The following is a 26472-nucleotide window of genomic DNA, read 5'->3' as shown; positions in this document are numbered from 1 at the left end:
TGTGAACCACCGCGCATCCCACGCGTTTGAGCATTGCGCAAAAACGGCGCGCGATCAACGACTTGGATATTTTCTCATACGGTTGTCCACAAGGCTCTCAACACTTTCTGTGGGTAACCCAACATTCACGCGCGTTCCGGCGGCGCGAGGGCATTTACTTACAAAAAATTCCCGCTGGTTTTGTAGTGGCGCGCGCGAATTCTTTAAAATGCGCTGTTATCTTCGGTCGATACCGGCCCGCACATTCACTCGTCCCGCCTTTGCAGTAGCGCCAAAGCTTCGGCGCATCGCATCGCAGCTCGGCAGCGCGCGCTTCACGGCGCGCCGAACGAACCCAGTCATGCCTATCATCAAACGACCCGACTCATCCAATTCCTCGCGATACGATCGCGAACCCCGCTGGAACGACTCTCGCAACGACTCACGCAATGACTCGGGCGGCCGCGACGGCGGCGGGCGCAACGGCGGAAACGGCCGCAATGGCGGCAATGGCCGTAACGATCGCAACGGCGGCGGCCGAGGCCGTTCGCCCTTCGCGCGCATCGCGCTCTGGTTCGCGGGGCTCGCCGCGATCGGCGTGGTGATTGGCGCGCTCATCGTCGGTTATGCGCTCGTCGTCATGGGGCCGAATCTGCCGTCGCTCAATGCGCTGATCGACTACCGGCCGAAGGTGCCGCTGCGCGTCTATACCGCCGATCACGTGCTGATCGGCGAGTTCGGCGAGGAGCGGCGCAGCCTCGTGCGTTTTCAGGACATCCCCGACCAGATGAAAAAGGCAGTCCTCGCAATCGAGGATTACCGCTTTTACGATCACGGCGGCGTCGATTTCGTGGGCATCCTGCGCGCGGGCGTGACCGATCTGACGCACGGCGGTGCATCGCAGGGCGCGAGCACGATCACGATGCAGGTCGCGCGCAACTTCTTTCTGTCGAGCGAGAAGACGTACACGCGCAAGATCTATGAAATGCTCCTCGCGTACAAGATCGAGCGCGCGCTGACGAAGGATCAGATTCTCGAGGTCTATATGAATCAGATCTATCTCGGCGAGCGCGCCTACGGCTTTTCGGCTGCGGCACGCGTGTACTTCGGCAAGGATCTGAAGGACATCTCGCTCGCCGAAGCAGCGATGCTCGCGGGTCTGCCGAAAGCGCCGTCGGCGTATAACCCGGTCGTCAATCCGAAGCGCGCGAAGGTGCGTCAGCAATACATTCTCAAGCGCATGCTGGACCTGAACTTCATCACGCGCGAACAGTACGATCAGGCGATCGCCGAGGATATCCACACGAAGTCCGCGGGCACCGAGTACGGCGTGCATGCGGAATACGTCGCGGAAATGGTGCGGCAGATGATGTACGCGCAGTACAAGGAAGAAACGTACACGCGCGGCCTCACGGTGACGACGACCATCGATTCCGCCGATCAGGACGCCGCGTACAAGGCCGTGCGCAAGGGCGTGATGGATTACGAGCGCCGGCACGGCTATCGCGGGCCGGAGGGCAACATCAATCTGCCGTCGAACGCGGACGATCGCGCCGAGGCGATCGAAGACGCGCTCGTCGATCATCCGGACAACGGCGAACTCGTCGCGGCGGTCGTGACGGCCGCGAGCCCGAAACAGGTGACGGCGCAATTCGTCGGCGGCGATACCGCGACCATCGCAGGCGAAGGTCTGCGCTTCGTGGCGGCGGGGTTGCGCAACAATGCGTCGAAGGCGCTTGCGATCAAGCCGGGTTCGATCGTGCGCCTCGCGAAGGACGACAAGGGCAACTGGCAGATCACGCAACTGCCGCAGGTCGAGGGCGCGCTGGTTTCGATGACGCCGCAGGATGGCGCGATCCGCGCGCTCGTCGGCGGCTTCGACTTCAACAAGAACAAGTTCAATCACATCACGCAGGCCTGGCGTCAGCCGGGTTCGAGCTTCAAGCCGTTCATCTATTCGGCGGCGCTCGACAAGGGGCTCGGACCTGCGACCATCATCAACGATGCGCCGCTGTACTTCCCCGCGGCGGGCGGCGGCGATGCCTGGGAACCGAAGGACGACGACCAGCCCGACGGCCCGATGTCCATGCGCACCGGCCTACAGAAGTCGAAGAACCTGGTGTCGATCCGCATTCTGTCGTATATCGGCACGGGCTACGCGCAGGACTTCGTCACGCAGAAGTTCGGCTTCGACAAGGACAAGACGCCGCCTTATCTCCCGCTCGCGCTCGGCGCCGGCCTTGTCACGCCGTTGCAACTGAGCGGCGCGTATTCGGTGTTCGCGAACGGCGGCTATCGCATCAATCCGTATCTCATCGCCGACGTCGCCGATGCGCGCGGCACCGTGATCTCGCGCGCCAATCCGCTCATGGCCGGCAGCAACGCGCCGCAGACGCTGGAGCCGCGCAACGCGTACATCATGAACAGCCTGCTGCATACGGTCGCGACGCAGGGCACCGGCTCGGGCACCAATGTGCTCAAGCGCAACGACCTGCAAGGCAAGACCGGCACGACCAACGACGCGAAGGATGGCTGGTTCGCCGGTTATCAGAAGCAGCTCGTCGCGGTTGCGTGGATGGGCTATGACCAGCCCAAGACGCTCGGCAGCCGCGAGTTCGGCGCGCAGCTCGCGTTGCCGATCTGGGTCGAGTACATGGGACGTGCGCTGCGCGGCATTCCGCAGGAGCAGATGGCGAAGCCCGATGGCATCACGACAGTGGACGGCGAATTGTTCTACGCCGACCGCACGCCGGGCGCGGGCTTCGTCGCGAGCATCGGGCTCGACAACACCAATCCGATGGCGGGCGATGCGACCACGATGGGCGGCGTCGGACCGGCGGGCATGCAGGCGCCGCCGACACCGCAAGTCACGACCGACGAACGCAAGCAGATCATGGACATGTTCAGCAGGCCGTGAGGTGATGCAGCACAGTCGATAAAAAAGCGCGCCGGGCTAAACACCCGGCGCGCTTTGCATTTCGGAATGTGTGAGTTCAGTGACCGACGGTCGCGGGTGACTTCACTTCACATTTCACGTCGAGCGTGGACTTGTCCGCGAACGAAAGGGTGAGGGGAATCGTCGAGCCGACCTTGAGCGGCTTGGGCGGCTCTTCGAGCATCAGGTGATAGCCCTTCGGCGCGAAGCTCAGCGTGCCGTGCGCGGGGACATCGACGGAATCGACCGGCGACATCGTGGCCGTGCCGCTTTTGCTCTCGGACTTGTGCATCATCGCCATGCCGAATGCGGGCGTCGCCGCGGCGGTGAGCGTCGCGGGCTTGTCGCCGTTATTCGCGACGGTGAAGTAGCCCGATGACGGCAGGTTCGGCGGCATCGCGCGAATCCAGCAATCGCGGGCTTCGAGCGTCGCGGCCTGTGCGAGCGATGCGCAGGCGAGGGTGCCCACGAGTACAGCGATTTTTTTCATTGCGTTCTCACTTGACGGTGAAGTTGTAGTGACCTTGCGTGCGATGCCCGTCTGCCGCAACCGCGGTCCATTGCACCTTGTAGACGCCCGGCGCGAGATCGGGAAGCGCGACGCTCATGTGCTTCTTGTCGCTGGCATCGACGGCGGATTTCGCGGTGTTGATCTGCGTGCCCTGAGCATTGGTGACGATGAGCTTGCTGAAGGTCGGTTCGAGCGCTTCGCCGAAGTCGATCGCGACTTCGTGCGGCGCGCTGACGGTCGCGCCGGGGCCGGGCTGTTGCACCTTCGGCAATGCATGCGCGAGCGCGAGCTGTGCCGATCCGAAGAACGCCAGCGCGAGCGCGCCGCGCATGATCGATGATGAAAGCATGATGGTTCCTTGCGTGCTCGAAGCCGCTGGCTTGTCGAGCAATGTTTGCTGCGTGCGAATGGCGGACTTCATCTCGCGCGGTGCGATGAACGAAGTCCGCGCGTAGGCGCGTGATTCAGGCGAAGGCGGGCGGGGCGCGCGGTTGCGCGGCGTTGAGCAATGCGCGGCGCGGCGCATCGTCGAAGATGGCGTCGGCGAATGTTTCGTTTGACGGGAACGCGGAGAAGGTTCGATCGAGCGATACCGGCGGCGTCGGTGCGTGCGCGATGAGGTCGCAATAAGCGCACACCTGAAGATGACCAACGGCGTCGTGCTCGGCCGGATGCGAATCGTGCGATGTGCGTGCATCGGCGGCGCACACGGAAGCGAGCATCGATTCGATGCGCGCATGCTCGAACGCCTGCGATGCGACGGGCGCGAGCGAGAGAAGCAGGATCGCGCATATCGCCGCGAACCCGCTTATCTTCCCGATGATGCCTCGACGCAAGTGATGCATGTCGCGTTTGATCCGTTATCGATTCATAGACCATGCTGAGCGGACGATTATGCCATGCGTGTTTTGACACGCTTTGCATCGCGGCGAGTCGCATCGACGCAGCTTCGATGCTTCGTTTCTTCTTTTTCTTTGATCGAAGCAGATGGGGTCTTGCGACAAAGTAAGCGAGGACTTATAATCTTTTCTTCGACGGACGCGGGGTGGAGCAGTCTGGCAGCTCGTCGGGCTCATAACCCGAAGGTCGTAGGTTCAAATCCTACCCCCGCAACCAACACCGTCCAGCATCACGCAGAAAAGCCCGGTCAAGCCGGGCTTTTTGCTTTTCAGCGCACGCATCGTGATGCGTCCACCGTGCAAACCCACGAACCCCACGAAGTAAGTCGCAATCGAACCAGTTCATGGCCGAAGCGCATGTGGCGGCTTCACATGCGCATGTCAAAATCGCAAAGACCGGCGCTTGCACATGCGCCAATCCAATCCCATTCCACGCACGATAAAAGGAGTCCTCGCTCATGGACATTCCACACGTTCTGCAGGCTATCGCGCATCAGGAACACACGCTCGTGTTTCAGCAGTTTCACGCCGAGCATGCGTGGCAGATCGGCTCGCAATTGCGCGAGATGGCGCTCGCGCGCGACGCAGCCGTCGTCATCGACGTGCGTACGTTCGGGCGCAAGCTCTTCTATGCCGCGATGGACAACACGACGCCCGACAACGCGCGCTGGATCGAACGCAAGTCGCGAACCGTCGAGCATTTTCGACGCAGCTCGTATGCAATCGGGCTCGCGCTGCAGCAGGCCGGCACGACGCTCGCCGACAAACACGCCCTCGATCCCGCCGAGTTCGCGACGCACGGCGGCGCATTTCCGTTGCGCGTGTCGGGCGCGGGCGTGATCGGTTCGGTGGCGGTGTCGGGTCTTCCGCAGCGCGACGATCATCAGATGGTCGTCGAAGCGCTATGCGCCGTGCTCGGTGAGAACTTCGGCAATCTTTCGCTCGGACGCGACTGACGTCATCGGCATCCTCGAATCGACACGACAACCAAGATGCGCTCAACCGCTTATGTGCTCCTCGCCATCGCGATCGTCGCCGAAGTCGTCGCGACGTCCGCGCTGCGCGCCTCCGACGGCTTCACGCGTGCGCTGCCCGCGGCCATCGTCGTGGTCGGATACGGGCTGTCGTTCTATCTGCTGTCGCTGACGCTGCGCGCGTTGCCCGTCGGCGTCGTGTATGCCGTGTGGTCGGGCGCGGGCATCGTGCTCATCACGATCGTCGCGGCGCTGCTCTTCAAGCAGACGCCCGATCTGCCCGCCATGCTCGGCATGGGCCTCATCGTGGCAGGCGTCGTGGTGCTCAATGCGTTCTCGAAGATGAGCGCGCACTGACACGCCCGAGCGCGCAGGCTTATTTGCAGCGCACGATCATCGAGCGATTCTTGACGTTCGCCGAGATCACGTTGGTGATGCCGCCGCCGGTCGGGCCGCCTTCCTCGTTATCTTTCGAGACGATGTCGTAACCCGTCGCGCCGCATTTCTTGCCGGCGAGCACATAGCAGCTCGCCCAGCTCGATCCGGCGTCCGCGCCGCTGCAGTTGACGGCATAGCCGGTCTGTCCATCGGGCAGATTGATGAGCGATGCGTCGTTCGACGATGCGCACGCGCCGAGAGTCGAGATCGCGACGATAGCCGCGCCGAGTGCCGCGGCACGCAGCCAGGAGACACGCGAGACAGCGCCGCCATGTGCGGCGCGTGCGGAGATACGGCGCATGCGCCGACCAGGTTCCTTCATCTTTACCTCGTGAGAGCGAAATGACGGTATGCGCCCGCCGGCCTTGAGTTCGCGGGGAGAGCGCATTTTTTGAGATGTGCATTGTCCCATACGCCGCTTACGCGACACGTAAGCGGATGTTATTGGCGCGGCGCACGCCCGAAGCGCGATGGTCGCGCGGGCGCGTTGCTTGCGGAGCCACGATTGAACGCGCAAATCCGATGAACTATTTTCCGGATCGCGCACCTTAACCTCTGCAGTTTCGGTTGGAATTGCTCATCGGACGGCAGGACCAAAAGTGCCGCGAGCGAAAAAAGGGAGAGAAAGCCATGGCGGAAAGAGTCACGGGGCCATATCGAGGGTATTACATCAGTGCTTCGGCGCGGCTCGTGCAATCGCACGGCGAGCATGACGGCGATGCGCCGATCTATGTTGGCTCGGTCAGTCTCGCGCGCGGCGGGCCGGACGACGCGCATCGCTTCGAGGCGCTCGTCGATCTCGGACCCGAGCGGCGCTTCGCAACCGAAGGCGAGGCGCTCGTGCATGTGGAGCAGGCCGCGCGCGAATACATCGACCGCTTGCTGCAAGCGACGTGATGCGTCCCATCCATCTTCGACACGCCGTGCTGTATGACGTCGCGAATGGCCTGATCGATCTCTTTCCGAGCGGCGCGGATGTCGCGGAAATCGGTCTCGAGGCGACGCCCGCGCTCTTCGTGAGCTGGCGTACCGGCGGCGTCGCGAATCATCCCGGCAACATTGCGTGGGGCGTGCACTATCGCTTCGATGCGCAGGTGCTGCGTGACTATCCGCATCTGTCGGAGGAGGCGCGGCAGCGCGTATGCGAGCGCGTGCGCGAAATGAGCCGTTTGCTCGACTTCAACTACGCGGACCCTCTGGCGAGTTCGCTGCTCGTCGTGGATGTCGACGAAACCGTTCTTGCCGCGTGAACGGCGCGGGCGCTGGACCGCGTGGCGCGAGCGCGAGTACCATAGTCGCCGAATCGATTCGTGCGATCGTTTGCGGCGCCGCAAACACATTCGCATCGAATGGAGCAACGAAGCGGAGCAATGAAGCGCTTGAACGTCTTCGCGTTGGCGCCGACCCGATGCTTTCCCGGCCGGGCGCCACGCATCAGCAACGAGACAATCATGGATATTCGATTCCTCCCCGACGCGCCCGATTACCGCGATGCCAACCTGACCATCGAGTTCGCCGCGATCGTCGACGGACGACGCGTGTCGTGCGCGATTTCGGTGGAAGCGCTGGAAGATCATTTCGGCGCGCAAACCTACGACAGCGCCGGCTGGATCGATGCGTTCGATTCGGGCCGCACGCGCATCGAAGCCGTGGCGCGCGAGCATCTGCGCGTGACCAACGGTATGCCGGTGCTCCTGAAAAGCGGACACTTCCCACCGGGACGCGTCACGGTCTGATGCGCTGACGCATACGCACCTTCTTCTCTTACACGGCGCGATGTAAGACCTCCATCGCACCGCGTCCTTTATCGACGGCGGATGCCTTGCGCCTCCTTCCGCGTGATCGCGCATCGGAGTACCATCGCTCTATTCGCCGCACGCGATGCGATTCGCTCGGCACATTATTTGCTCGAAGGCATGCGCTTCTCGAGCAATCAAATATAAAAATCGCGCGGGGTCGTCATGCTTCAATCCTTTCTTCACTCACTTGTCGAGTCCAATGCGCTATGGCTCATCTGGGCAGCCGTTGGTGTGCTGATTCTTGCGCTGTGCATCGTGTTCGCGTCGGTTCTGCTGACCGACTCGGACGAGCCGCTCTATCGGGCCGCGCCGCGCCGCGACGACGACGCCAAGATCACTATCTGAGCGCGCGCGGGCGCGCCGCGATTTGACTTCGACAGAGGCGGTGCCGACAATGCCTCGCATGGGACCGCAAGAGCGGCGCACCGAGCAAAGACGCGAACAGCGCCAGGCGCTGCGCGAGCGCATACTCGAAGTGTCGCGCGAGATCGTGAAGCGCGAGGGCTTCGCATCGCTCTCGATGAGAAAGCTCGCCGAAGCGATCGATTATTCGCCCGCCGCGCTGTACCTTCATTTCAAGAGCCGTGGCGATATCGCGCGGGCGTTGCGTCGCGAAGGGCACGCGAGTCTGCGCGACGCGTTCGTCGCGCATACATCGATCGCGGACCCGGCCGCGCGTTTGAACGCGATGGGCCGCGCGTATGTCGAATTCGGGCTGGCCGAGCCCGAGACGTATCGGCTGATGTTCATGGAGCCCGCGGGTTCCGCCGAAGCAGCCGCCGATGCCGACGACAACGGCAACGGCCACGCGGCGGAGTCCGGCGCGGCGACGCTTTCGCTGATCGCGGATGCGTTCGTCGAGTTGCGCGCGGCCGACCGGCTGCCGCCGCGCGCCGCGCCGATTGCGTGCGCGGAAGGGCTGTGGGCGAATCTGCATGGCATCGTCGCGCTGAAGCTGAATGGCGCGGCGTTGCCCGAGACACCGGCCGCGACGCTCGTCGAGTTGTCGCTCGACGTGTGGTACGCGCCGGTCAACGGAACTGAACCTCGGGGAACCGAAACTCGATTCAACTCACCGGATCGATCCGACACTTCAACACGATGACCACCGAAGACATCCGTATCGACACCGCCAACGGCATCGGCTTCATTGCACTCGATCGTCCGAAGGCACTCAACGCGCTGACGCCGCCGATGCTGCGCGCGATCAGCGAGGCATTGCGCGCGTGGCGCCACGATCAGGCGATCCGCGCGGTCGTCGTCTATAGTCCGCACGTGCGGGCGTTCTGCGCGGGCGGCGATATCCGCTTTCTGTACGAGTCCGCGCAGGCGGGCGCGCGCGACGCGATCGACGCGTTCTTCACGGACGAATACAAGCTCAATCACGCGATCTTCACGTTTCCGAAGCCGTATATCGCGGTCGTGAACGGCGTCGTGATGGGCGGCGGCATGGGCATCTCGCAGGGCGCGCATCACACGGGCGGCCTGCGCATCGTTACGCAATCGACGAAGATGGCGATGCCCGAGACGCGTATCGGCCTCTTTCCCGATGTCGGCGTGAGCTGGTTTCTCGCGCGCGCGCCCGGCGCGATCGGCCGTTATCTCGCGGCGACCGGCGCGAGCCTCGCCGCCGCCGATGCGCTCTACGCCCGCATGGCCGACGCCTATCTCGACGATGGCGCGCTGCCGGGACTCGTCGAATCGCTGAGGCATCAGCGCTTTCTCGATGGCGTCGAAATCGTGCGCTTCGTGCAGAACGAAACGACGAAGCACAAGGTCGCGCCGATCCCCGAGAGAAGCGAGCTCGCTTTGGCGCGCACGATGATCGACAAGCACTTCGCGGCGGGCAACGGCGCGTCGATTCTCGCGTCGCTCGAACGCGAGGCGGACGCCGGCAACGACTGGGCGAAGCGCACCGCAGCCGACTTGCGCGAGCGCTCGCCGCTTTCCGTCGATGTAGCGCTGCAGCAAGTCGATCGCGCGAAGTTCTCGACCATGGCCGAGACGCTGCGCCGCGACCTCGATCTCACGCGCACGATGTTCGAGCGCGGCGATGTGCTGGAGGGTATTCGGGCGCGCATCGTTGACAAGGACAACGAGCCGCGCTGGAAGATCGCGCGCGCCGAGGATGTGAACGCCGCCGATATCGACCGCATGTTCGAAAGCGCGTGGACGCCCGCGTTGCATCCGCTGCGGCTCTTGAAGGACTGATACCGCGCGGGTGATTTCGACGCCGGATCAGTCCGGTTCGCTGCCCGCCATGAATGCGCGCATGAAGACGAGTGCGCCCCAGCCCCAGATCGCGTTGGCGATGAAGTTCGGCGCGAGGCGCGGCAGCATGTTGCCGCTCGGCCAGATGCCGCGCGCCGGATCGATCACGAACACGCCGACCGCGGTCAGCACGATGCCGCCGAAGACGAGCGCGCCGATCCAGGGCGCGTTGCGCTCGGGCGCGACACGCAGAAGCCACACCATCAGCACGGCGAAAATGGAGCTCCACAGCGCATGCGCGATGAATTCGGGGATGCCGAGCGGAACAAACGGTGCGGTGGAAAAGCCGGCTGGATCGACGAGACCCGCTGCGTGCAGCAGCGCCAGGGTCGATTCGCGGAAAAAGAGCGCGGCGAGAAAACCGGAAACTAACGGCAGTATGACTTTTTGCATTGATTGGACCGCTTGGAGCCGGAGGGCGCGGTTCTCTCCGATTGTCGTGACGAGCGCCATTATAGTTGCGTCGCGCGTGCTTCCAGGCGGGGTACGGGGGCTTCGCGGGTTATTTTGCGATCGCGTCGCTCGCCGGGCTGTGATGCAGCATGCGATCGCTGTTCTGCGGCGGACTCGGACGCTTCACCGGCATGTTGTCGGGGTTGTCGGGGCGCGTGGCGCTCGCGGATGGCGCGCCGCGTGCGCCCGGCGGCTTGACCATCGATGCGTTGTCGTCGGGGCGCGCGGTCTGGGCGTGGGCCGCGAAGGTCGTGATGAACAGAAGGGCGGCTGTCGCGAGGTGATGTCGGGTCATGATCGCTCTCCGCGAAGGGGAGATTTTTGATGTGCATGACGCGTGCCTGAGTCGTGGTCGAGAATGCAAAAAGCCCAGTCGGATGACTGGGCTTTTTGCATGAATTCTCGGTGGGGTGGCTGATGGGACTCGAACCCACGACGACAGGAATCACAATCCTGGACTCTACCAACTGAGCTACAGCCACCACTGTTACCGCGATCCCGACTGCTTCAGAACTGCCGTAGCAATCAAGAAGCGAGATTATACGAACATTGATTGCACTTGCCTAGTCCCTTCGAGCATCTTTTTCCGAAGTGCGCCGTCAGGACTCGATAGCTTCCACGGCCTCGCGAAGATGCGCACGCGCCTCGTCGAAAATCGTCAGATCGCCTTTCGCGAGCCGCCGATTGTCCGAGAGCACGCGACGCCATCCGCGCGCGCCCGCGACGCCGCGATACAGGCCCAGCGCGTGCCGCGTCATGGCGCCGAGATACGTGCCGCGCGAAAGCTCGTGGCGCGCGTAGTCGATGAACGCCGCCTCGATGTCCTCGCGCGACGGAACCGGCGCAGCGCCGCCATAGAAGCGCGTGTCGACGCCCGCGAGCACGTACGGATTGTGATAAGCCTCGCGCCCGAGCATCACGCCATCGACGTGCTTCAGATGTTCCTCGACTTCGTCCAGCGTCTTGATGCCGCCGTTGATCGAAATTTCCAGATGCGGGAAGTCGCGCTTCAACCGATACGCGTACTCGTACTTGAGCGGCGGAATCTCGCGGTTTTCCTTAGGGCTCAGGCCCTTCAAGATCGCGTTGCGCGCGTGCACGATGAACACCTCGCAGCCCGCATCGGCGATCGTGCCGACGAAATCGCGCACGAACTCGTACTCCTCGACCGTATCCACGCCGATGCGATGCTTGACCGTCACCGGAACCGACACGGCATCGCGCATCGCCTTCACGCAATCCGCGACGAGCTGCGGCTCGTTCATGAGGCACGCGCCGAACGCGCCGCGCTGCACGCGCTCGGAAGGGCATCCGCAATTCAGGTTGATCTCGTCGTAGCCCCATTGTTCGCCGAGCTTAGCGCTCTTGGCGAGATCGGCCGGCTCGCTGCCGCCGAGTTGCAACGCGACGGGTGCCTCGGCGGGCGTAAACGCGAGATGCCGCGCGACATCGCCGTAGAGCAGCGCGCCCGTCGTCACCATCTCCGTGTAGAGCCACGCATGACGCGACACGAGCCGGTGCAGGGACCGGCAATGTCGGTCGGTCCAGTCCATCATCGGTGCAACGGAAACGCGGCGGGGGCTGATCTTCGATACGGCTGACATGGGCGACGACGGCCGCGCTTTCGTGCGAACCGCCTGAATCTGAAGGGGAATCTGCGATTTTACCGCAGCGCGGAGGATCGGTCGTCCGGTCCGATCATGCCGGGCAGCGCAAACGTTCACCCGCTTCGCCTCACCATGCTAGGATTTCCAAACCACCCCCAACGACGACATCGGAGACAGACATGACGACTTTGGCGATCGACGGTGTGCGCTGGGTCAACGATCGCGTGACCAACGTGCGCTGGGGCAGCTTCGATCCGGCCACGAACGACTGGACCGCGCCCACCACCATCGTGGACGTCCAGCAGGTCGTGGACGCCCTCAAAAACGGCAAGGAAGTCCGCACGCTCTTCACGCTCGGCGGGCGTGTCTTTCTCGGTCCGAAAGTCAGCGCGCTGCCGTATACGAACGGTCATATCGGCATCGAGGCGCGCGTGCAGGACGGGCAGATCGAGAAATCGCTCGAAGATCTGCCGCCCGTCTGAAGACATCGCAAAGGCGCACTCTCGGAGACGAGCGTTGAATCGGGAACACGCGCTGCGATTCGAAACCGAGTTCATGCCGCGCATCGTCGAACGTGTGATGCGTGTCCTCGGGCGCGGCGTGCGCGTCGAGATACTTCCCTACGAGCGCGCAGCCGTGCCGACGCGTCTGCATGTCAACGCCGATGCGCATAGAGCGGGCGATGAGCATCGGCACGTATATCCGTATCCGCTGAATGTATTTCTGACCTGGGACGACGAAGAAATCGAACGTCTGTTGGGCGCCGGCGGCGAGGCCCGATTCCTGCGATATCTCGACGCGATGGCCGCCAAGCTCGACGCCTGGCAGGGCGCACGCGACGTCGATCTCGCGACGCGTTCCCAGGCAGAGCCGTCGGTGCTCTTTGGCGGTCTCGATTTCGAAGCCTGATCACGGCGGCCGGCTGCCGCCCGTTAGCGCCCGTTCAGCCGACGCATCGCATCGCCGGGGCTCACGCATGTCGTGGCGTCGGCAGGGCGCATCAACATGAACGTGGAGGTCGGTATGGCATCGTCGAATGAAGGCGATCTGCGCGCATTCGTGCAGACCGCGGAACAGGCGGGCGGTTTTGTGTGGGTCCTTGCGCTCGTCGATTTTTCGGCGCGCGAGGTGAAGCGCGTGCTGGTCTCCGAAGAAAATTTCGCCACCGCCGACGCAGCCCGCGACGCAGGCAATGATCGCCTGAAAGGGATGTCGAACGACCGCTGACGAAGCCTCGCGCGCGCGGCCCGCGACGGATTCACTTCGTCGCGATCACCATCGACTCCGGTCCCGCCAGAGGCTCGACGCGCGCCGTTGCGAACCCCGCTTCCTTCATCCAGCCGCAACATTGCGCGCCGGTGTAATCGAAGCCGCCCGGCGTTTCGATCAGCATATTCAGACTCATCAGAAGGCCGAACGCATTCTGACGGCGTTCGTCGTCGATGATCGCGTCGTACACGATGAGCACGCCGCCCGGCGGCAGCGCCGCATGGCACATCGCGAGCAGTTCGAGCTTCTGCGGCAGGTTCCAGTCATGCAGGATGTGACCCATCACGAGCACATCCGCCGACGGGCACGGGTCCTTGAAAAAATCGCCGGGATAAAAGCGCAAACGCTCCTGCAGCCCGTGCGCCGCGACGTAGTCGTCGAAAATGGGCCCGACCACCGGCAGGTCGAAGCCGCCTCCCGACAGATGCGGGTGCGCCCGCGCGACCTGCACCGGCAACGCGCCTTGCGCCGCGCCGATATCGATGAAGGTCCGATACTCGCTCCACGGAAACTGGCGGGCAATCGCCTGCGCCGCACCCATGCTTACGCCGCTCATCGCCTGCAGGAAACCGCGCAGGCGCGCCGGGTCGCTGTAAAGCGTCTCGAAGACATTGCCGCCGTGCTTCGATTCGTTCTGCGGCAAGCCCGTACGCAGCGCTTCAGTCAACGATCCCCAGAACGGGTACAGCCGCGCGTTCGCCATCTCCAGCAATCCGCCGACATACGAAGGCTTGTCGCGATCGAGGAAGAAATCGGCGTCGCTGGCGTTCGCGTAGCGGCCATCCTCGCGCGTAAGCAGATTAAGCGCGACGAGTGTATCGAGAAAATCCAGCGCCCCGCGCGGATGCAGTTCGAGCGCCTGCGCCAGGTCTTCCGCCTGTCGCGGTCCGCTTGCCAGTTGCGTGAACACGCCGAGTTCGACCGCCGACAGCAGCGCTTTCGACGCCCAGAACGCCATGCCCATTTGCAGCAAGCGCTCCGGATTCGGCTGTGCGTTCATACTGCCTTGCGCGTCTTGCATGATGCGGCTCCCTGAAGCTGAAAGCAGACTGGAAAGGTCTGCGTACTCTAGGATCGGTTCGCGTCCGGTTCAAGGAGTTATGTGGGCCGCATCACGCAGACGAAAACATGTTCGACGATATCGAACGAGTGCGCCGGTAACGTCGTACGGCAGCGCGCGAAGTCCCACCCATAATGACTTCACACTGATCAACGTTCAAAGGAGAACGTCATGAATCGCTTCGAAGGCAAGACAGTTCTGGTTACCGGCGGCAATAGCGGCATCGGTCTCGCGGCGGCGCAGGCATTTGCGGCGGAAGGCGCGCGGGTCGTCATCACGGGTCGCGACGAAAGCTCGCTCGCCACGGCGCGCGCGTCGCTCGGCGCGAACGCGATCGCCATTCGCAACGTCGCCGGCACGGTCGGCGCAGCGCGTGAACTGGCGCAAGCGCTGGTCGATGCGAACATCCGCCTCGATGCGATTTTCGTCAACGCGGGCGTCGGCACGTTCGCACCGTTCACCGACATCGACGAAAAGGCGTGGGACGAAACCTTCGCGATCAACGTGAAAGGGCCTTATTTCCAGATTCAATCGCTGCTGCCGCTTCTGAACGAAGGTGCGTCGATCGTGCTGAACGGTTCGATCAACGCGCATATCGGCATGCCGATGTCCTCGGTGTACGCGGCCAGCAAGGCGGCGCTCGTGTCGCTCGCGAAGACGCTGTCGGCGGAATTGCTTCCGCGCGGCGCGCGCGTGAATGTCGTGAGCCCCGGCCCGGTCTCGACGCCGCTGCATGAAAAACTCGGCCTCGTCGACGAAGCCGCCGCGCAACTCCAGAGCCAGATTCCGCTCGGGCGCTTCGGCAAGTCGAGCGAAGTGGCGGCGACGGTGCTGCATCTGGCATCGCCGGAATCGGGCTTCATCGTCGGCACGGAGATCATCATCGACGGCGGCATGAGCCAGCTCTGAGTCAACCGCGCGGGCCGCACGCGCGGCCCGTGCTCCGCGAGGAATTCATCATGAGTGACATCACTTCGTTCGTCGTGCATCTGCCGGGCAAGCCCGAGCATCGCGATGAACTCGAAACGCGTCTTCTCGACGTGCTGGAACGCATGTCCGAAGAGCCGGACTTCATCAACACGTATCTGCATCGCGCGGCGGACGATCCCGATACGCTCGTGCTGTACGAAACGTGGGCGTGCTCGGCCGAGCATTTCCGGGCGCATCATCTGGGCCGGCCTTATCGGCAGGCCTACGAGGCCGTGCTGCCGCAATTGCTCGCGCGCGACCGGACGATCGAATTTCTCACGCCGGTGCGAACCTACGAACGCAGCGCGCTCAGCGCATCGCCGGCTGCAGTTCGCCCCAGCTGACGAGGATTTGCTGGATGCTGCGCGCGTAGGCATCGCGATGTTTCGGCGACTCCGAGTGATAGGCGCCGATCGCGCGCCACGTATTGCCGTACTTCACCATCTTCTGCTTCAGGAGCCATGCGGCGACGAACACGTTGACGCACGGATCGGCGAGCGCGCGATGCGGGATGCCCTGACGCGCCAGATCGGTGAAATGAATCGAGTTGATCTGCAACTGGCCGACATCGATCGAGCCGTTGGCGTTGCGGTTGATCGCGGCTGCATCGCCTTTCGATTCGCGCCAGGCGACGGCGCGCAGCACGAGCGGATTGACGCCCTGATAGGCGGCGGCCTGCTCGAAGCAATCGTCGGCGCGAGCGGCGCCCGGCGCGAGCGATGCGCCGAGCAGTACGCAGGCGGCGAGGGCTGCATGAGTCGAACGGAACATGAGGCGTGGCTCCTTCGGAAATGGGCGCGCGTCGCTTACGGCGCGAGCGCGATGTCGATGCGATGCTCGACGTCCTTCATGTACGCGCGCGATTCGTCGGACACGACGAGACGCGGTTCCGGGCCGCTGCATTTGCAATCGGCGACGCGGCGCGTTTTCTTGCCTTTTTTGCTCGCGGACTTGACGGGCGGATCGTCGTCGTCGGTGGCGGCGGGGGGCAGCATCGCGAGCGTGGGCAAGGGCGGATAGACCTTCTGGACGACGGGGCCCAGCGCCGCGAGCGTTTGCACGGAGGCGGGCGCGCTCACGTCGAGCGGACCTGCGAAGGCGCTCGCCGAAAGCAATATGCCGGAGGCGAGGATCAGGAATCGGCGCATCGCGTCAGCCTCCCTGCGTCGGCTTGATGGACACGCTGTAGGGCTGTCGCGCGCCGGCGGTCAGATTTTCGAGGCTGAGCCTGACCGTGTGCCGGGCGGGAACGCCTTTCCAGATCGCCTGGTTGAGATACGGAAAGTCCTGTGCAAGCGCGGTGACGAGGATGGTCGTCGGCTGCTTCTGCGCGGCCGCGAGCGCACCGGCCTTTGCGAGCATCGCGGTGAGTTGCGGATCGCGCGCGCCGAGCGCGTCAGCGGGAATCTCGAAGCGGATGATTTCGGCGGACACCGCCGGCTTGTCGGTCTGGGCCGTGCTGGCCGCCTGCATCGGCGCGCAGCCGGTCACGGCGAATGCGACGGCGATGGCAAAAAAAAGTGACGCTGCCCCCTTCACTGGCATCTCCTGATTCAGTCATGGTGATATGCGAGTTGACGGCTCGCACGCGCGCGACTTGATAGCGGCGCGCAAACGTTTCGCCAAATAGCAAGACTTGACTCAGAAGACAGCGATTCGGGAAATCGCCCCGCACGGATCGCGGCAAACGATGCCGCGACGTTACCGATGTGACGGTGAAATGCGCGGGGATCGATCAGATGGGCCACCACGCGCCGATGCTCGGCTCGGCGTCGAGCGCGCGGAGGAAATCGTTGGCGAAGGCGTCGGCGGCGATTTCTCGCTCGGGCGAGCCTTCGGGTAGATCGTGGGGATTCTTCAGGCCGCGCGCGTGGCGGATGGCGGCGACCGTTTCGGTCAGGGCAGCGAGCGAGTCGAGCGTGTGGGAGTTCATACCGCGGATTACGGCCTGAGGGGCGCGAACTTTAGCGTTCTCGCGTGCACTACGGTTTCTTATGACGTACCAAAATTGGTACAATTCGATTAGCACGCGAGTCCAACTACGCGCGCACTAGGTCAGGCAATGAACTGGTCCGTGAACGTTTGGGCGTACTGAATGTAGCGGACAAGAAAGCAATCGGCGCCGACATCAAGACCATGCAGATCGGTTGGCCGCTCGGCATGCCGCTCGTCAAAAAACTGGCCAAACATTTGTGGGAAATCCGAATCCACCTGCATCAACGAATCGCGCGGGTGTTGTTCACGGTGAGAGACGGCGAAATGGTTCTGCTCCACGGCTTCATCCAGAAATCGCAGGCGCACGGAGTGCGATATGACGAAGAAACACGTCGGCAGCGACTTTGACGATTTCCTTCAGGATGAAGGCATTCTCGACGAAGTCACGGCCACGGCGATCAAGCGAGTGATCGCGTGGCAGATCGAGCAGGAAATGAAGGCGCAGCACATCACGAAAACTGCGATGGCGGCGAAAATGAAAACGAGCCGTTCGGCGCTCAACCGTTTGCTGGACGAGACCGATACCAGTCTCACGCTGACGACGCTGGCGAGCGCGGCCGCGGCGCTCGGCAAGCGGTTCAGATTCGAGCTTGTGAACGCGTCATAAAACCGTCACGCCTTCGGCTTCCGATGCCCCGAAACGAGCGCGCCCGCATCCCTCGCGAGCCCGAACAGATCGAGCACGCCCACCAGCCCCACGAACGCGACGATCAGAAACGCGACGCCGAAATCCTCCGGCCCGATCGAATGCGCATCGTGACCGTGCAGCCACTCGCCGATGCGCAACGCGATCGCGCCGACCGCGACGCCGATGCCCATCGTCATCTGAAAGAGCGTGCTGGACAGCGCCGACGCGCCGCTCATCTGCGCTTTGGGCACATCGGCGAAGCTCAGCGTGTTGAGCGCCGTGAACTGCAGCGAGCGCGACAGGCCGCTCGCGAACAGCACGACGACGATCACGAGCTTCGGCGTCGTCGGCGCGAGCAGGCTCATCGCGGCAAGCGACAGCGCCGCGAGCACGCCATTGACGATCAGCACCGGTCGAAAGCCGAACTGGCGCATCACGGGCGTGGTGACGAGCTTCATCGACAGATTGCCCGCGAACACGGCAAGCGTGAGCAGGCCCGATTCGAACGCGTTCATGCCGAAGCCGACCTGGAACATCAGCGGCAACAGAAACGGCGCCGCGCTGATCGCGATGCGAAAGAGCGATCCGCCGCCCATCGCCACGGCAAAGGTTTTCACCTTCAGCGCCGACAGATCCACGACCGGATGCGCCGCGCGCCGCAGATGCCACCACGAAGCGATGCCCGCCGCCACGCCCACCGCGACGAGCACGCCGACGAGCGTCCAGTCGGCGTCGCTGCGGCCGACCAGTTCCATCGCGTAGAGCAGCGTCGTGCACGCGATGCCGCAGAGCGCGAAGCCCGGCAGATCGAAGCGCCGTGTCGCGTCGCCGCGCTCGTTGCCGATGAAGCGCAGCGTCAGCAGCAAGCCGATCAGACCGAGCGGCACGTTCAAATAGAAGATCCAGCGCCAAGACGAATACGTCGTGATGAAGCCGCCGAGCGGCGGGCCGATCACCGGCGCGACGAGTCCCGGCCACGTGATGATCGCGATGGCGCGCATCAGGCCTTCCTTGGGTGTCGCGCGCAGCACGGCCAGTCGGCCGACCGGCACCATCATCGCGCCGCCGATGCCCTGCAGCACGCGCGCCGCGGCGAACGCGGGCAGCGTCGAGGTCGTGGCGCACAACACGGACGCCGCGGTGAACACCGCGATCGCGCTCGCGAACACGGTGCGCAGGCCGAAGCGGTCAGCGGCCCAGCCGGAAATCGGGATAAAGACGGCGAGCGTCAGCAGATACGCCGTGATGCCGAGACTCATGTCGGCGGGATGCACGTTGAACGAGCGCGCCATCTGCGGCAATGCGGTCGCGATGATCGTGCCGTCGAGGTTCTCCATGAAGAAGGTCGCCGCGACGAGCGTGACGATGAGCGACGAGCCTTTGTTGTCGCGATCGCTTGCGGACGGCATCGGTCGAACGCTCCTGCATGACGTGTTGGAAGCTTGCCATTCTAGCCGCGAGAGCAGAGCTTTCGCGCCTATGGTAGTTTTTGCGATTGCCGGAAAACCAGCCAAGCAGCATTTCCGACAATGCGCCGACAACGCGCAAACACAACGCCAACAAGAGGAATGAGCAATGAAGTTTCGGAAACTGGGTGATTCGGGTCTCGACGTCAGCCTGATCGGGCTCGGCACCATGACCTGGGGCGAGCAGAACACCGAAAGCGAAGCGCACGAGCAGATCGACTACGCGCTGGCCCAGGGCGTGAACCTGATCGATGCCGCCGAAATGTACCCGGTGCCGCCGCGCCCCGAGACGCAGGGCCGCACCGAGGAATATATCGGCACGTGGCTCGCGAAGAACGCCGCGAAGCGCGGCGACATCGTGCTCGCGACGAAAATCGCCGGGCCCGCGCGCCAGCCGCACAATCCGCGGCATATTCGCGGCGCGGGCAACCAGTTCGACCGCAAGAACCTGAACGAAGCCATCGACGGCAGTCTGAAGCGTCTGCAAACGGATTACGTCGATTTGTATCAGTTGCACTGGCCCGATCGCAGCACGATGACCTTCGGCCGTCCGTCGTACCCGTATCTCGACGACGAATACACGGTGCCCATCGAGGAAACGCTCGCCGCGCTGGCCGAGCTCGTGAAGGCGGGCAAGATCCGCCATGTGGGCGTGTCGAACGAAACGCCGTGGGGCGTCGCGCAATTCCTGCGCGCCGCCGAAAAGGCCGGATTGCCGAAGATCGTCAGCATTCAGAATCCGTACAGCCTCGTGAACCGCACGTACGAGCTCGGCCTGTCCGAGTTCACGCACAAGGAAGGCGTCGGGCTGCTCGCGTATTCGCCGCTCGCGTTCGGCTGGCTGTCGGGCAAGTACGAAGGCGGGGCGCGTCCGGCGGGCGCGCGCATCACGCTGTTCGAACGCTTTCAGCGCTACAGCAAGCCGCAGGCGATCGCCGCGATCACGTCCTATGTCGAGCTGGCGAAGCGCCACGGACTCACGCCGACGCAACTCGCGCTCGCGTTCGTCAACACGCGGCCGTTTACGACGAGCACGCTGATCGGCGCGACGTCGATGCCGCAACTGAAGGAGAACATCGAGAGCGTGAACATCGAACTGTCGGAGGAAATTCTGGCCGAAATCGAAGCACTGCACGAACGTCAGCCGAATCCGGCGCCCTGAAATTCCCTGTCCGGTCATGCATTTGTCGAAGAATCGGATGCGCTGGCCGCGAATGTGTCAGCATTGACGTTCGTATAGCAGGCGCTTAGTACCCGCATCCTTTTCGTAATACCGCCGTGGGCCGAAGCGCCTGACGCTTTGACCCACGGCGCACCCCTCGCAACGTTCGCGGTGCGGTGCCGGCTGCAAGGCACTACACTTGCTCGATGGTCCTGGTTGCCCGCTGCGGCGCCTTTCGCCACAGCGCGCTCTTCGCAAAGGAGTCGTCGCTCATGTCTCAAGGAACACCGCAGGCCAAAGATCTCGATCGCCTCACGATCGACACCATCCGCACCCTCTCGATGGACGCCGTGCAGAAGGCCAATTCCGGCCACCCCGGCACGCCGATGGCGCTCGCGCCCGTCGCGTTCCATCTCTGGCAGAACCATCTTCGTTACGATCCCGACGCGCCGCTCTGGCCCAACCGCGACCGCTTCGTGCTGTCGGTCGGGCATGCGTCGATGCTGCTTTACTCGCTCCTGCATCTGGCGGGCGTGAAGGAGTTCGACCAGGACGGCAAGCCGACCGGCAAGCCCGCGGTGTCGCTCGACGACATCGAGCATTTCCGCCAGCTCGACAGCAAGACGCCCGGCCACCCGGAATACCGCATGACGACCGGCGTCGAGACGACGACCGGCCCGCTCGGGCAGGGTCTCGGCAACAGCGTCGGCATGGCGATGGCCGCGCGCTGGAAGGAAGCCCACTTCAACAAGGGCAAGGATGCGATCTTCGATTACCGCGTCTATGCGCTCTGCGGCGACGGCGACATGATGGAAGGCGTATCGCACGAAGCCGCGTCGCTCGCGGGGCATCTGAAGCTCTCGAATCTCATCTGGATCTACGACAGCAACCGCGTCACCATCGAAGGTCATACGGACCTCGCCTATAGCGACGACGTCGAGGCTCGCTTTCACGGCTACAACTGGCACACGCTGCATGTCGACGACGCCAACGACGCGCAGGCGCTCGAAGACGCCATCAACAAGGCGAAGTCGCACACGGACAAGCCGACGCTGATCGTCGTGAAGAGCATCATCGGCTGGGGCGCGCCGAACAAGCAGGACACGTCGAGCGCGCACGGCGAAGCGCTCGGCGAGGAAGAGGTCAAGCTCGCGAAGAAGTTCTACGGCTGGCCCGAGGACAAGCAGTTCTACGTGCCCGATGGCGTGATGCAGCATTTCGCCGACGGCATGGGCGCGCGCGGCAAGAAGCTGCATGCCGAATGGAAACAGCGCTTCGACGCCTACGAGAAGGCCAATCCGGAACTCGCGAAAGAAGCGTGGCAGATGCTCGAATCGAAGCTTCCCGACAACTGGGACGCCGACATTCCGACGTTCGAAGCCGACGCGAAGGGCATCGCGACGCGCGATTCATCGGGCAAGGTGCTGAACGCCATCGCGCCGCGCCTTCCCTGGCTGATCGGCGGCGCGGCGGATCTCTCGCCGTCGACCAAGACGAATCTCAAGTTCGAAGGCGCGGGCAGCTTCGAGCACGACAGCTATGGCGGACGCAATCTGCACTTCGGCATCCGCGAGCACGGCATGGGCGCAGTCTGCAACGGCCTCGCGCTGTCCGGGCTGCGCCCGTACGGATCGACGTTCCTGATTTTCAGCGACTACATGAAGCCGCCGATCCGCCTTTCCGCGATCATGGAAGTGCCGGTGATCTACGTGTTCACGCACGATTCGATCGGTGTGGGCGAAGATGGTCCGACGCACCAGCCGATCGAGCAGCTCGCTTCGCTGCGCGGCGTGCCGGGCCTGTGCACGCTGCGTCCCGCCGACGCGAACGAAGTGGCCGAAGTGTGGCGCGTCGCGCTGACGCATTCGAAGGAGCCTTCGTGCATCGTGCTCACGCGTCAGGCGCTGCCGACCTTCGATCGCAAGAAGTACGCATCGGCCGATGGGGTGAAGCGCGGCGCCTACGTGCTCGCCGACGCCGATAGCGGCAAGAAGCCCGAAGTGCTTCTGCTCGCGACCGGCAGCGAAGTGTCGCTGTGCGTCGAGGCCTACGAGAAGCTGAAGGGCGAAGGCATCGCGGCGCGCGTGGTATCGATGCCGTCGTGGGACATCTTCGAGAAGCAGGATCAGGCGTACAAGGACTCGGTGCTGCCGCCGGACGTGAATGCGCGCGTCTGCGTCGAGCAGGCCGCGACGCTTGGCTGGGATCGCTATGTCGGCCGCCTGGGATCGCAGATCGTGATGCACACGTTCGGCGCATCGGCGCCATTGAAAGCGCTGAAGACGAAATTCGGCTTCACGCCGGAAGCGGTCTACGACGCCGCGAAGAAGCAGATCGAACGCGTGAAATCCAACGGCAAGGAGTGAATCATCATGCAGATCGGCATCGTGGGACTGGGGCGCATGGGCGGCAACATCGGGCGGCGGCTGATGCGCGCCGGGCATACGTGCGTCGCGTACGATCACAATCCGCAAGCGACCGAAGCGCTCGCGAGCGAAGGCGCGACGGGCGCGAAGGATCTCGGCGATCTCGTCGCGAAGCTAAGTGCGCCGCGCGTCGTCTGGCTGATGCTGCCCGCGGGAAAGATCACGGAAGACACGCTCAACGATCTGCACAAGATCCTCGGCGCGGATGACGTGATCATCGACGGCGGCAACAGCTTCTACAAGGACGATATCCGCCGCGCCGCGCAGTTGCGCGAGAAGGGTATCCATTACGTCGATGTGGGCACGTCGGGCGGCATCTGGGGACTGGAGCGCGGCTACTGCATGATGATCGGCGGCGACGAGGCGGTCGTGCGGCGGATCGATCCGATTCTCGCGACACTCGCGCCTGGACGCGGCGACATTCCGCAGACACCTGGCCGCGAAGGACGCGATGCGCGCGTCGAGAACGGCTATATGCACTGCGGGCCGGTCGGCTCGGGGCACTTCGTGAAGATGGTGCACAACGGCATCGAGTATGGCCTGATGCAGGCGTATGCCGAGGGCTTCCATATCCTGAGGCACAAGGAGTCGAAGGATCTCGCGGAAGGCGAACGCTATACGCTCGATCTCGCGGATATCGCCGAAGTATGGCGGCGCGGCAGCGTGGTGTCGTCATGGCTGCTCGATCTTACTGCGGGCGCGCTCGCCAGCGACGGCACGCTCGAACGCTTCTCGACGGAAGTCGCGGACAGCGGCGAAGGGCGCTGGACCATCGAGGCGGCGATCGAGGAAGCGGTGCCCGCCCAGGTGCTGTCGGCGGCGCTTTACACGCGCTTCCGCTCGCGCGATGCCGAGTCGTTCCCCGAGCGCATGCTTTCCGCGATGCGCTTCGGCTTCGGCGGGCATCACGAGTTTCCCGTGAAGTAGCTCTTTTTCTTCGACGATGTGAACACGGCGATGGACTTCAGCGGTCCATCGCCGTTTTTCATTTCATCATGCGTCGCCGGAAGAGCCACGCGCACAGGAAAAACGGCACGACCGCATAGGCGGTCAGCACGAGCACGTGCAACGCTGCGCCATCGAACGGGCGGCCGAGCATCGCCGGGCGGATCAGCTCGACCGCATGGAAGAGCGGCAGAACCTGCGTGACGTGCCGGGCGATCGCGGGCAGTTGCGCGATCGGAAAGAACACGCCGGAGAGCAGCAGCATCGGCGTGAGCGCGAGCGTCTGATAGAACATGAAGAAGTCGTAGCTCGGCGCGAGCGCGGTGATGACCATCGCCGTGCTCGCGAACGCGAGTCCCGTCAGCACGATCACGGGCAGCGCGATCAGCATCGACGGAAAGCTCGCATAGCCGAGCGCGCCCGCGACGATCATGATCGCCACGCCCGACAGCACCGACTTGCTCGCGGACCATACGATCTCGCCGAGCACGATGTCGCCGAGCGTGAGCGGCGTATGCATGATCGCTTCCCACGTGCGCTGCACGTGCATGCGCGAGAAGCCCGAGTACATCGCCTCGAAGCTCGCGGACATCATCACGCTCGATGCCGCCGTGCCCGCCGCGAGAAACGCGATATACGACACGCCGTCGACATGCCCGACCATCAGCCCGAGACCCAGCCCCAGACCGAAGAGATAGATCATCGGGTCGGCGAGATTGCCGATCATCGAGGCGATCGCGAGCTTCTTCCAGACGAGATAGTTGCGCCGCCAGACCGACATCCAGTGCGTCGCATTGGCGGGCAGCGCGCTGGATAGCGGCGTGAAATTTTCCGCGCGCTTCGACTCGCGTTTTCGTCCGATACGGGATGGTTCGAGCGTATCCATTGTTTCAGTCCACCATCTCACGTCCCGTGAGACGCAGGAAAACATCTTCGAGATTGGCCGGACGATGCAGATAGCGCACGTCCGCGCGGCCTTTCACGCGCGCATGCACGGGCTGCGGATCGTCGACATAGCAAAAGAGCGTTTCGCCGCTCACTTCCATGCGCTCGACGAACGGTTCGAGCTCCGCCGCGAGCGCCTGCGGATCGGGCCCATAGATCTCGATCACATCCGAGCCGATCACCGATTCGATGAGATCGCGCGGCCGTCCCTCGGCAATCTTGCGGCCTTCCTCGATCACACAAAGGCGATCACAAAGACGTTCGGCTTCTTCCATGAAATGCGTCGTCAGAAGGATGGTCTTGCCGCGCGCGAGCAGCGAGCGCAGGCGCTCCCAGATCATATGCCGCGCTTGCGGATCGAGTCCGGTGGTGGGTTCGTCCATCACGAGAACATCGGGATCGTTGACGAGCGCGCGCGCGAGCGTGAGACGCCGCTTCATGCCGCCCGACAGTTCGCCGACGCGCGCATCGGCCTTGCTCTCGAGGCGCGCAAACTCCAGCAGCGAAGGCACGAGGGCATCCATGCGCGCGCCGGTGAGACCGAAGTAGCGGCCGAACACAGTCAGGTTTTCGCGCACCGTGAAATCGGGATCGAGATTGTCGAATTGCGGCACGACGCCCACGCGTTCGCGCGCGAAACGGGCGCGTGCGGGCACCGGCTCGCCGACAAGACGGATCGCACCGCTATCGGGCGAGGTGATGCCGAGCAGCATCTTGAGCGTCGTCGTCTTGCCCGCGCCGTTCGGGCCGAGCAGTCCGAAGCATTCGCCGGGCCGCACATCGAACGACAGACCATCGACCACGGTGCGCTCACCGTAGTGCTTCCTTACTTCGCTGAACTCGATGGCGGGCGCGCCGCTTTCATCGGACTCGCGTGATGTTTGATCAGTCATGCATTCGTGCCGCAGGAAAATCGCGTAGGGGAAATCCAGCGGGCTAGTGTAATCCATTGCACCAAGGCGATGCCTGGCGTGCAACCGCGTGCGGCGAGCGCGTGTCAAACCTGTGCGACGGGCGCTGAACCGGTTCCGGCCGAAAGTGCCAGAGGCTTGTCCGTCGGCGTGTTCGGAGTTCTGGCACGGTGCGAGCTAGCATGTTCGCGTCGGTAAGCGTTTTCCAGCGTTGTCACCCAAGGGGCGACGCACGATGATGAAGCAACGCCGCGGGTAAATCGCGCTTCGGGTCGCGTCGGGCGGGCGCGAAGGGCAAGTTGGCCAGGGAGGTCATGATGGAAAGCTACCGAAAAATCCTGCTCTGCTATGACGGCTCCAGAGAAGGTCGCAAGGCATTGCGGCAAGGCGCGAATCTCGCGCTGGATCTGAATGCCGAGACGCACGTCCTCGCGGTGGTGGATATGCGCTCGAGCATCGCGCAGAGCGCCGGACTGCTAACCGATATGGCCTGCGGACGCTTCGAAGAGGCCGCGCGCGACATTCTGCAGGAAGGCGTCGAGTGGCTCCGCGAACGCGGTCTTCAGGCGCAGGGACATTTCGCGTTCGGGCATCCGATCGACGAGATCGCCGCGCTTGCCGAAAGCCTTCAGGTCGATCTCGTGGTGGTCGGGCATCGTTGCCGCAATGGTCTCGCGCGCTGGTGGATGGGCGCGGGCAACACGCCCTTGCTCGACCGCGTGAAGTGCAGCATTCTCGTGGCCGTGTGTCAGGCGGGTGAATCGGCGGAAGCGGAAGACGAAGCGGCTTACGCGGCCAAGCCCGTCAAGGCCGAAGCCGGCGCCTGATCG

Annotated in this window: 35 protein-coding genes and 2 tRNA genes; 21 read left to right on the top strand and 16 right to left on the bottom strand. The window is 63.7% G+C overall.

Annotated features, from left to right (window positions below; translation table 11 throughout):
• Positions 1-340 precede the first annotated feature (340 nt).
• The gene (locus PQR08_RS28875) at positions 341-2896 is read left to right on the top strand and encodes a penicillin-binding protein 1A (protein ID WP_250483550.1); all 2556 of its coding nucleotides are present in this window, start codon (positions 341-343) and stop codon (positions 2894-2896) included.
• A gap of 76 nt (positions 2897-2972) precedes the next feature.
• Here PQR08_RS28875 and PQR08_RS28870 read toward each other — a convergent pair whose 3' ends face one another.
• From PQR08_RS28870 to PQR08_RS28860, 3 genes are all read right to left on the bottom strand, one after another.
• On the bottom strand, positions 2973-3404 hold the full coding sequence (locus PQR08_RS28870) for a copper chaperone PCu(A)C (RefSeq protein WP_187604868.1): 432 nt from the start codon (positions 3402-3404) through the stop codon (positions 2973-2975).
• Positions 3405-3411: 7 nt separating this feature from the next.
• Positions 3412-3774, bottom strand: coding sequence for a copper resistance CopC family protein (locus PQR08_RS28865; RefSeq protein WP_187604867.1), 363 nt, complete (start codon positions 3772-3774; stop codon positions 3412-3414).
• A gap of 115 nt (positions 3775-3889) precedes the next feature.
• A complete protein-coding gene (locus tag PQR08_RS28860; RefSeq protein WP_250483551.1) occupies positions 3890-4270 on the bottom strand; it encodes a DUF2946 domain-containing protein in 381 nt (126 codons plus the stop codon).
• A 194-nt stretch (positions 4271-4464) separates the two neighbouring features.
• On the opposite strand from PQR08_RS28860, the gene PQR08_RS28855 reads away from it, so the two are divergent.
• The 3 genes from PQR08_RS28855 to PQR08_RS28845 all read left to right on the top strand — a co-directional run bounded on the left by PQR08_RS28855 (position 4465) and on the right by PQR08_RS28845 (position 5655).
• Positions 4465-4541: transfer RNA gene (locus PQR08_RS28855), tRNA-Met, on the top strand.
• Between the two features lie 241 nt (positions 4542-4782).
• Complete coding sequence (locus tag PQR08_RS28850; RefSeq protein ID WP_035498821.1) at positions 4783-5280, top strand: heme-degrading domain-containing protein; 498 nt, start codon at positions 4783-4785, stop codon at positions 5278-5280.
• 36 nt (positions 5281-5316) lie between these two features.
• Positions 5317-5655, top strand: coding sequence for a DMT family transporter (locus PQR08_RS28845; protein WP_035498820.1), 339 nt, complete (start codon positions 5317-5319; stop codon positions 5653-5655).
• 19 nt (positions 5656-5674) lie between these two features.
• Here the strand turns inward: PQR08_RS28845 and PQR08_RS28840 are convergent, their stop codons facing one another.
• The gene (locus PQR08_RS28840; RefSeq protein ID WP_250483552.1) at positions 5675-6058 is read right to left on the bottom strand and encodes a hypothetical protein; all 384 of its coding nucleotides are present in this window, start codon (positions 6056-6058) and stop codon (positions 5675-5677) included.
• A gap of 308 nt (positions 6059-6366) precedes the next feature.
• Between PQR08_RS28840 and PQR08_RS28835 the strand changes: the two genes are divergently transcribed.
• The 6 genes from PQR08_RS28835 (at position 6367) to PQR08_RS28810 (ending at position 9746) form a co-directional block, all read left to right on the top strand.
• Positions 6367-6633, top strand: a complete 267-nt coding sequence (locus PQR08_RS28835) for a hypothetical protein (protein ID WP_035498818.1) — start codon at positions 6367-6369, stop codon at positions 6631-6633.
• The gene (locus PQR08_RS28830; protein ID WP_238215563.1) at positions 6633-6986 is read left to right on the top strand and encodes a hypothetical protein; all 354 of its coding nucleotides are present in this window, start codon (positions 6633-6635) and stop codon (positions 6984-6986) included. The genes PQR08_RS28835 and PQR08_RS28830 overlap by 1 nt, the downstream gene beginning before the upstream one ends.
• Before the next feature lie 201 nt (positions 6987-7187).
• Complete coding sequence (locus tag PQR08_RS28825; protein WP_238293658.1) at positions 7188-7472, top strand: DUF1488 family protein; 285 nt, start codon at positions 7188-7190, stop codon at positions 7470-7472.
• A gap of 225 nt (positions 7473-7697) precedes the next feature.
• A complete protein-coding gene (locus PQR08_RS28820) occupies positions 7698-7880 on the top strand; it encodes a hypothetical protein (RefSeq protein ID WP_250483553.1) in 183 nt (60 codons plus the stop codon).
• A 49-nt stretch (positions 7881-7929) separates the two neighbouring features.
• Positions 7930-8640 (top strand): TetR/AcrR family transcriptional regulator, encoded by a 711-nt coding sequence (locus tag PQR08_RS28815; protein ID WP_250483554.1) that lies wholly within the window; start codon positions 7930-7932, stop codon positions 8638-8640.
• Positions 8637-9746, top strand: coding sequence for an enoyl-CoA hydratase/isomerase family protein (locus tag PQR08_RS28810; protein WP_250483555.1), 1110 nt, complete (start codon positions 8637-8639; stop codon positions 9744-9746). The genes PQR08_RS28815 and PQR08_RS28810 overlap by 4 nt, the downstream gene beginning before the upstream one ends.
• A gap of 27 nt (positions 9747-9773) precedes the next feature.
• Here the strand turns inward: PQR08_RS28810 and PQR08_RS28805 are convergent, their stop codons facing one another.
• From PQR08_RS28805 to dusA, 4 genes are all read right to left on the bottom strand, one after another.
• Positions 9774-10199 (bottom strand): hypothetical protein, encoded by a 426-nt coding sequence (locus PQR08_RS28805; RefSeq protein WP_035498813.1) that lies wholly within the window; start codon positions 10197-10199, stop codon positions 9774-9776.
• A 109-nt stretch (positions 10200-10308) separates the two neighbouring features.
• The gene (locus tag PQR08_RS28800) at positions 10309-10554 is read right to left on the bottom strand and encodes a hypothetical protein (protein WP_187604858.1); all 246 of its coding nucleotides are present in this window, start codon (positions 10552-10554) and stop codon (positions 10309-10311) included.
• Positions 10555-10665: 111 nt separating this feature from the next.
• Positions 10666-10741, bottom strand: a tRNA-His gene (locus tag PQR08_RS28795).
• A 117-nt stretch (positions 10742-10858) separates the two neighbouring features.
• A complete protein-coding gene (gene dusA, locus PQR08_RS28790) occupies positions 10859-11863 on the bottom strand; it encodes a tRNA dihydrouridine(20/20a) synthase DusA (RefSeq protein ID WP_238215569.1) in 1005 nt (334 codons plus the stop codon).
• Between the two features lie 182 nt (positions 11864-12045).
• Here dusA and PQR08_RS28785 point away from each other — a divergent pair, with 182 nt between their 5' ends.
• The 3 genes from PQR08_RS28785 (at position 12046) to PQR08_RS28775 (ending at position 13093) form a co-directional block, all read left to right on the top strand.
• Positions 12046-12348: a hypothetical protein gene (locus PQR08_RS28785; RefSeq protein ID WP_187604844.1), complete on the top strand. Its 303-nt coding sequence runs from the start codon at positions 12046-12048 to the stop codon at positions 12346-12348.
• Positions 12349-12382: 34 nt separating this feature from the next.
• The gene (locus PQR08_RS28780) at positions 12383-12775 is read left to right on the top strand and encodes a DUF5594 family protein (RefSeq protein WP_035498808.1); all 393 of its coding nucleotides are present in this window, start codon (positions 12383-12385) and stop codon (positions 12773-12775) included.
• Between the two features lie 114 nt (positions 12776-12889).
• On the top strand, positions 12890-13093 hold the full coding sequence (locus tag PQR08_RS28775) for a hypothetical protein (RefSeq protein ID WP_035498948.1): 204 nt from the start codon (positions 12890-12892) through the stop codon (positions 13091-13093).
• 31 nt (positions 13094-13124) lie between these two features.
• Here PQR08_RS28775 and PQR08_RS28770 read toward each other — a convergent pair whose 3' ends face one another.
• Complete coding sequence (locus tag PQR08_RS28770) at positions 13125-14156, bottom strand: methyltransferase (protein WP_238215571.1); 1032 nt, start codon at positions 14154-14156, stop codon at positions 13125-13127.
• 210 nt (positions 14157-14366) lie between these two features.
• On the opposite strand from PQR08_RS28770, the gene PQR08_RS28765 reads away from it, so the two are divergent.
• On the top strand, positions 14367-15104 hold the full coding sequence (locus PQR08_RS28765) for an SDR family oxidoreductase (protein WP_250483556.1): 738 nt from the start codon (positions 14367-14369) through the stop codon (positions 15102-15104).
• A 50-nt stretch (positions 15105-15154) separates the two neighbouring features.
• The gene (locus PQR08_RS28760) at positions 15155-15508 is read left to right on the top strand and encodes a putative quinol monooxygenase (protein WP_238215575.1); all 354 of its coding nucleotides are present in this window, start codon (positions 15155-15157) and stop codon (positions 15506-15508) included.
• On the opposite strand, the gene PQR08_RS28755 is transcribed toward PQR08_RS28760, so the two are convergent.
• From PQR08_RS28755 to PQR08_RS28740, 4 genes are all read right to left on the bottom strand, one after another.
• Entirely contained in the window at positions 15474-15935 is a 462-nt protein-coding gene (locus PQR08_RS28755; protein WP_250483557.1) for a lytic transglycosylase domain-containing protein, read from the bottom strand. The genes PQR08_RS28760 and PQR08_RS28755 overlap by 35 nt on opposite strands.
• Positions 15936-15970: 35 nt before the next feature.
• Entirely contained in the window at positions 15971-16312 is a 342-nt protein-coding gene (locus tag PQR08_RS28750; protein ID WP_250483558.1) for a hypothetical protein, read from the bottom strand.
• A 4-nt stretch (positions 16313-16316) separates the two neighbouring features.
• Positions 16317-16709, bottom strand: a complete 393-nt coding sequence (locus PQR08_RS28745) for a hypothetical protein (protein ID WP_238215580.1) — start codon at positions 16707-16709, stop codon at positions 16317-16319.
• Between the two features lie 190 nt (positions 16710-16899).
• Positions 16900-17097: a hypothetical protein gene (locus tag PQR08_RS28740; RefSeq protein WP_187604836.1), complete on the bottom strand. Its 198-nt coding sequence runs from the start codon at positions 17095-17097 to the stop codon at positions 16900-16902.
• Positions 17098-17300: 203 nt separating this feature from the next.
• On the opposite strand from PQR08_RS28740, the gene PQR08_RS28735 reads away from it, so the two are divergent.
• Together PQR08_RS28735 and PQR08_RS28730 are read left to right on the top strand one after the other, a co-directional pair.
• Positions 17301-17507 (top strand): type II toxin-antitoxin system RelE/ParE family toxin, encoded by a 207-nt coding sequence (locus PQR08_RS28735; protein ID WP_250483565.1) that lies wholly within the window; start codon positions 17301-17303, stop codon positions 17505-17507.
• The gene (locus PQR08_RS28730; RefSeq protein ID WP_250483559.1) at positions 17476-17766 is read left to right on the top strand and encodes a helix-turn-helix domain-containing protein; all 291 of its coding nucleotides are present in this window, start codon (positions 17476-17478) and stop codon (positions 17764-17766) included. Before PQR08_RS28735 ends, PQR08_RS28730 begins: the two co-directional genes overlap by 32 nt.
• A 5-nt stretch (positions 17767-17771) precedes the next feature.
• Here the strand turns inward: PQR08_RS28730 and PQR08_RS28725 are convergent, their stop codons facing one another.
• On the bottom strand, positions 17772-19196 hold the full coding sequence (locus PQR08_RS28725; RefSeq protein WP_187604835.1) for an MFS transporter: 1425 nt from the start codon (positions 19194-19196) through the stop codon (positions 17772-17774).
• Between the two features lie 166 nt (positions 19197-19362).
• Here PQR08_RS28725 and PQR08_RS28720 point away from each other — a divergent pair, with 166 nt between their 5' ends.
• The 3 genes from PQR08_RS28720 to gnd all read left to right on the top strand — a co-directional run bounded on the left by PQR08_RS28720 (position 19363) and on the right by gnd (position 23768).
• Positions 19363-20415, top strand: a complete 1053-nt coding sequence (locus PQR08_RS28720; RefSeq protein WP_187604834.1) for an NADP(H)-dependent aldo-keto reductase — start codon at positions 19363-19365, stop codon at positions 20413-20415.
• A gap of 272 nt (positions 20416-20687) precedes the next feature.
• Positions 20688-22781, top strand: coding sequence for a transketolase (gene tkt, locus PQR08_RS28715; RefSeq protein WP_250483560.1), 2094 nt, complete (start codon positions 20688-20690; stop codon positions 22779-22781).
• Between the two features lie 6 nt (positions 22782-22787).
• Positions 22788-23768, top strand: a complete 981-nt coding sequence (gene gnd / locus PQR08_RS28710; protein WP_250483561.1) for a phosphogluconate dehydrogenase (NAD(+)-dependent, decarboxylating) — start codon at positions 22788-22790, stop codon at positions 23766-23768.
• A gap of 58 nt (positions 23769-23826) precedes the next feature.
• Here the strand turns inward: gnd and PQR08_RS28705 are convergent, their stop codons facing one another.
• Together PQR08_RS28705 and nodI are read right to left on the bottom strand one after the other, a co-directional pair.
• Entirely contained in the window at positions 23827-24672 is an 846-nt protein-coding gene (locus tag PQR08_RS28705; protein ID WP_222946460.1) for an ABC transporter permease, read from the bottom strand.
• A gap of 4 nt (positions 24673-24676) precedes the next feature.
• Positions 24677-25624: a nodulation factor ABC transporter ATP-binding protein NodI gene (gene nodI, locus PQR08_RS28700; RefSeq protein ID WP_035498944.1), complete on the bottom strand. Its 948-nt coding sequence runs from the start codon at positions 25622-25624 to the stop codon at positions 24677-24679.
• 335 nt (positions 25625-25959) lie between these two features.
• Between nodI and PQR08_RS28695 the strand changes: the two genes are divergently transcribed.
• Positions 25960-26469, top strand: coding sequence for a universal stress protein (locus PQR08_RS28695; RefSeq protein ID WP_035498786.1), 510 nt, complete (start codon positions 25960-25962; stop codon positions 26467-26469).
• Positions 26470-26472 lie beyond the last annotated feature (3 nt).

Source organism: Caballeronia jiangsuensis, from assembly GCF_046030135.1.
Taxonomy (GTDB): domain Bacteria; phylum Pseudomonadota; class Gammaproteobacteria; order Burkholderiales; family Burkholderiaceae; genus Caballeronia; species Caballeronia jiangsuensis.
Note: the sequence above shows the minus strand (reverse complement) of the source record. Positions and strands in the feature narration are given on the sequence as shown.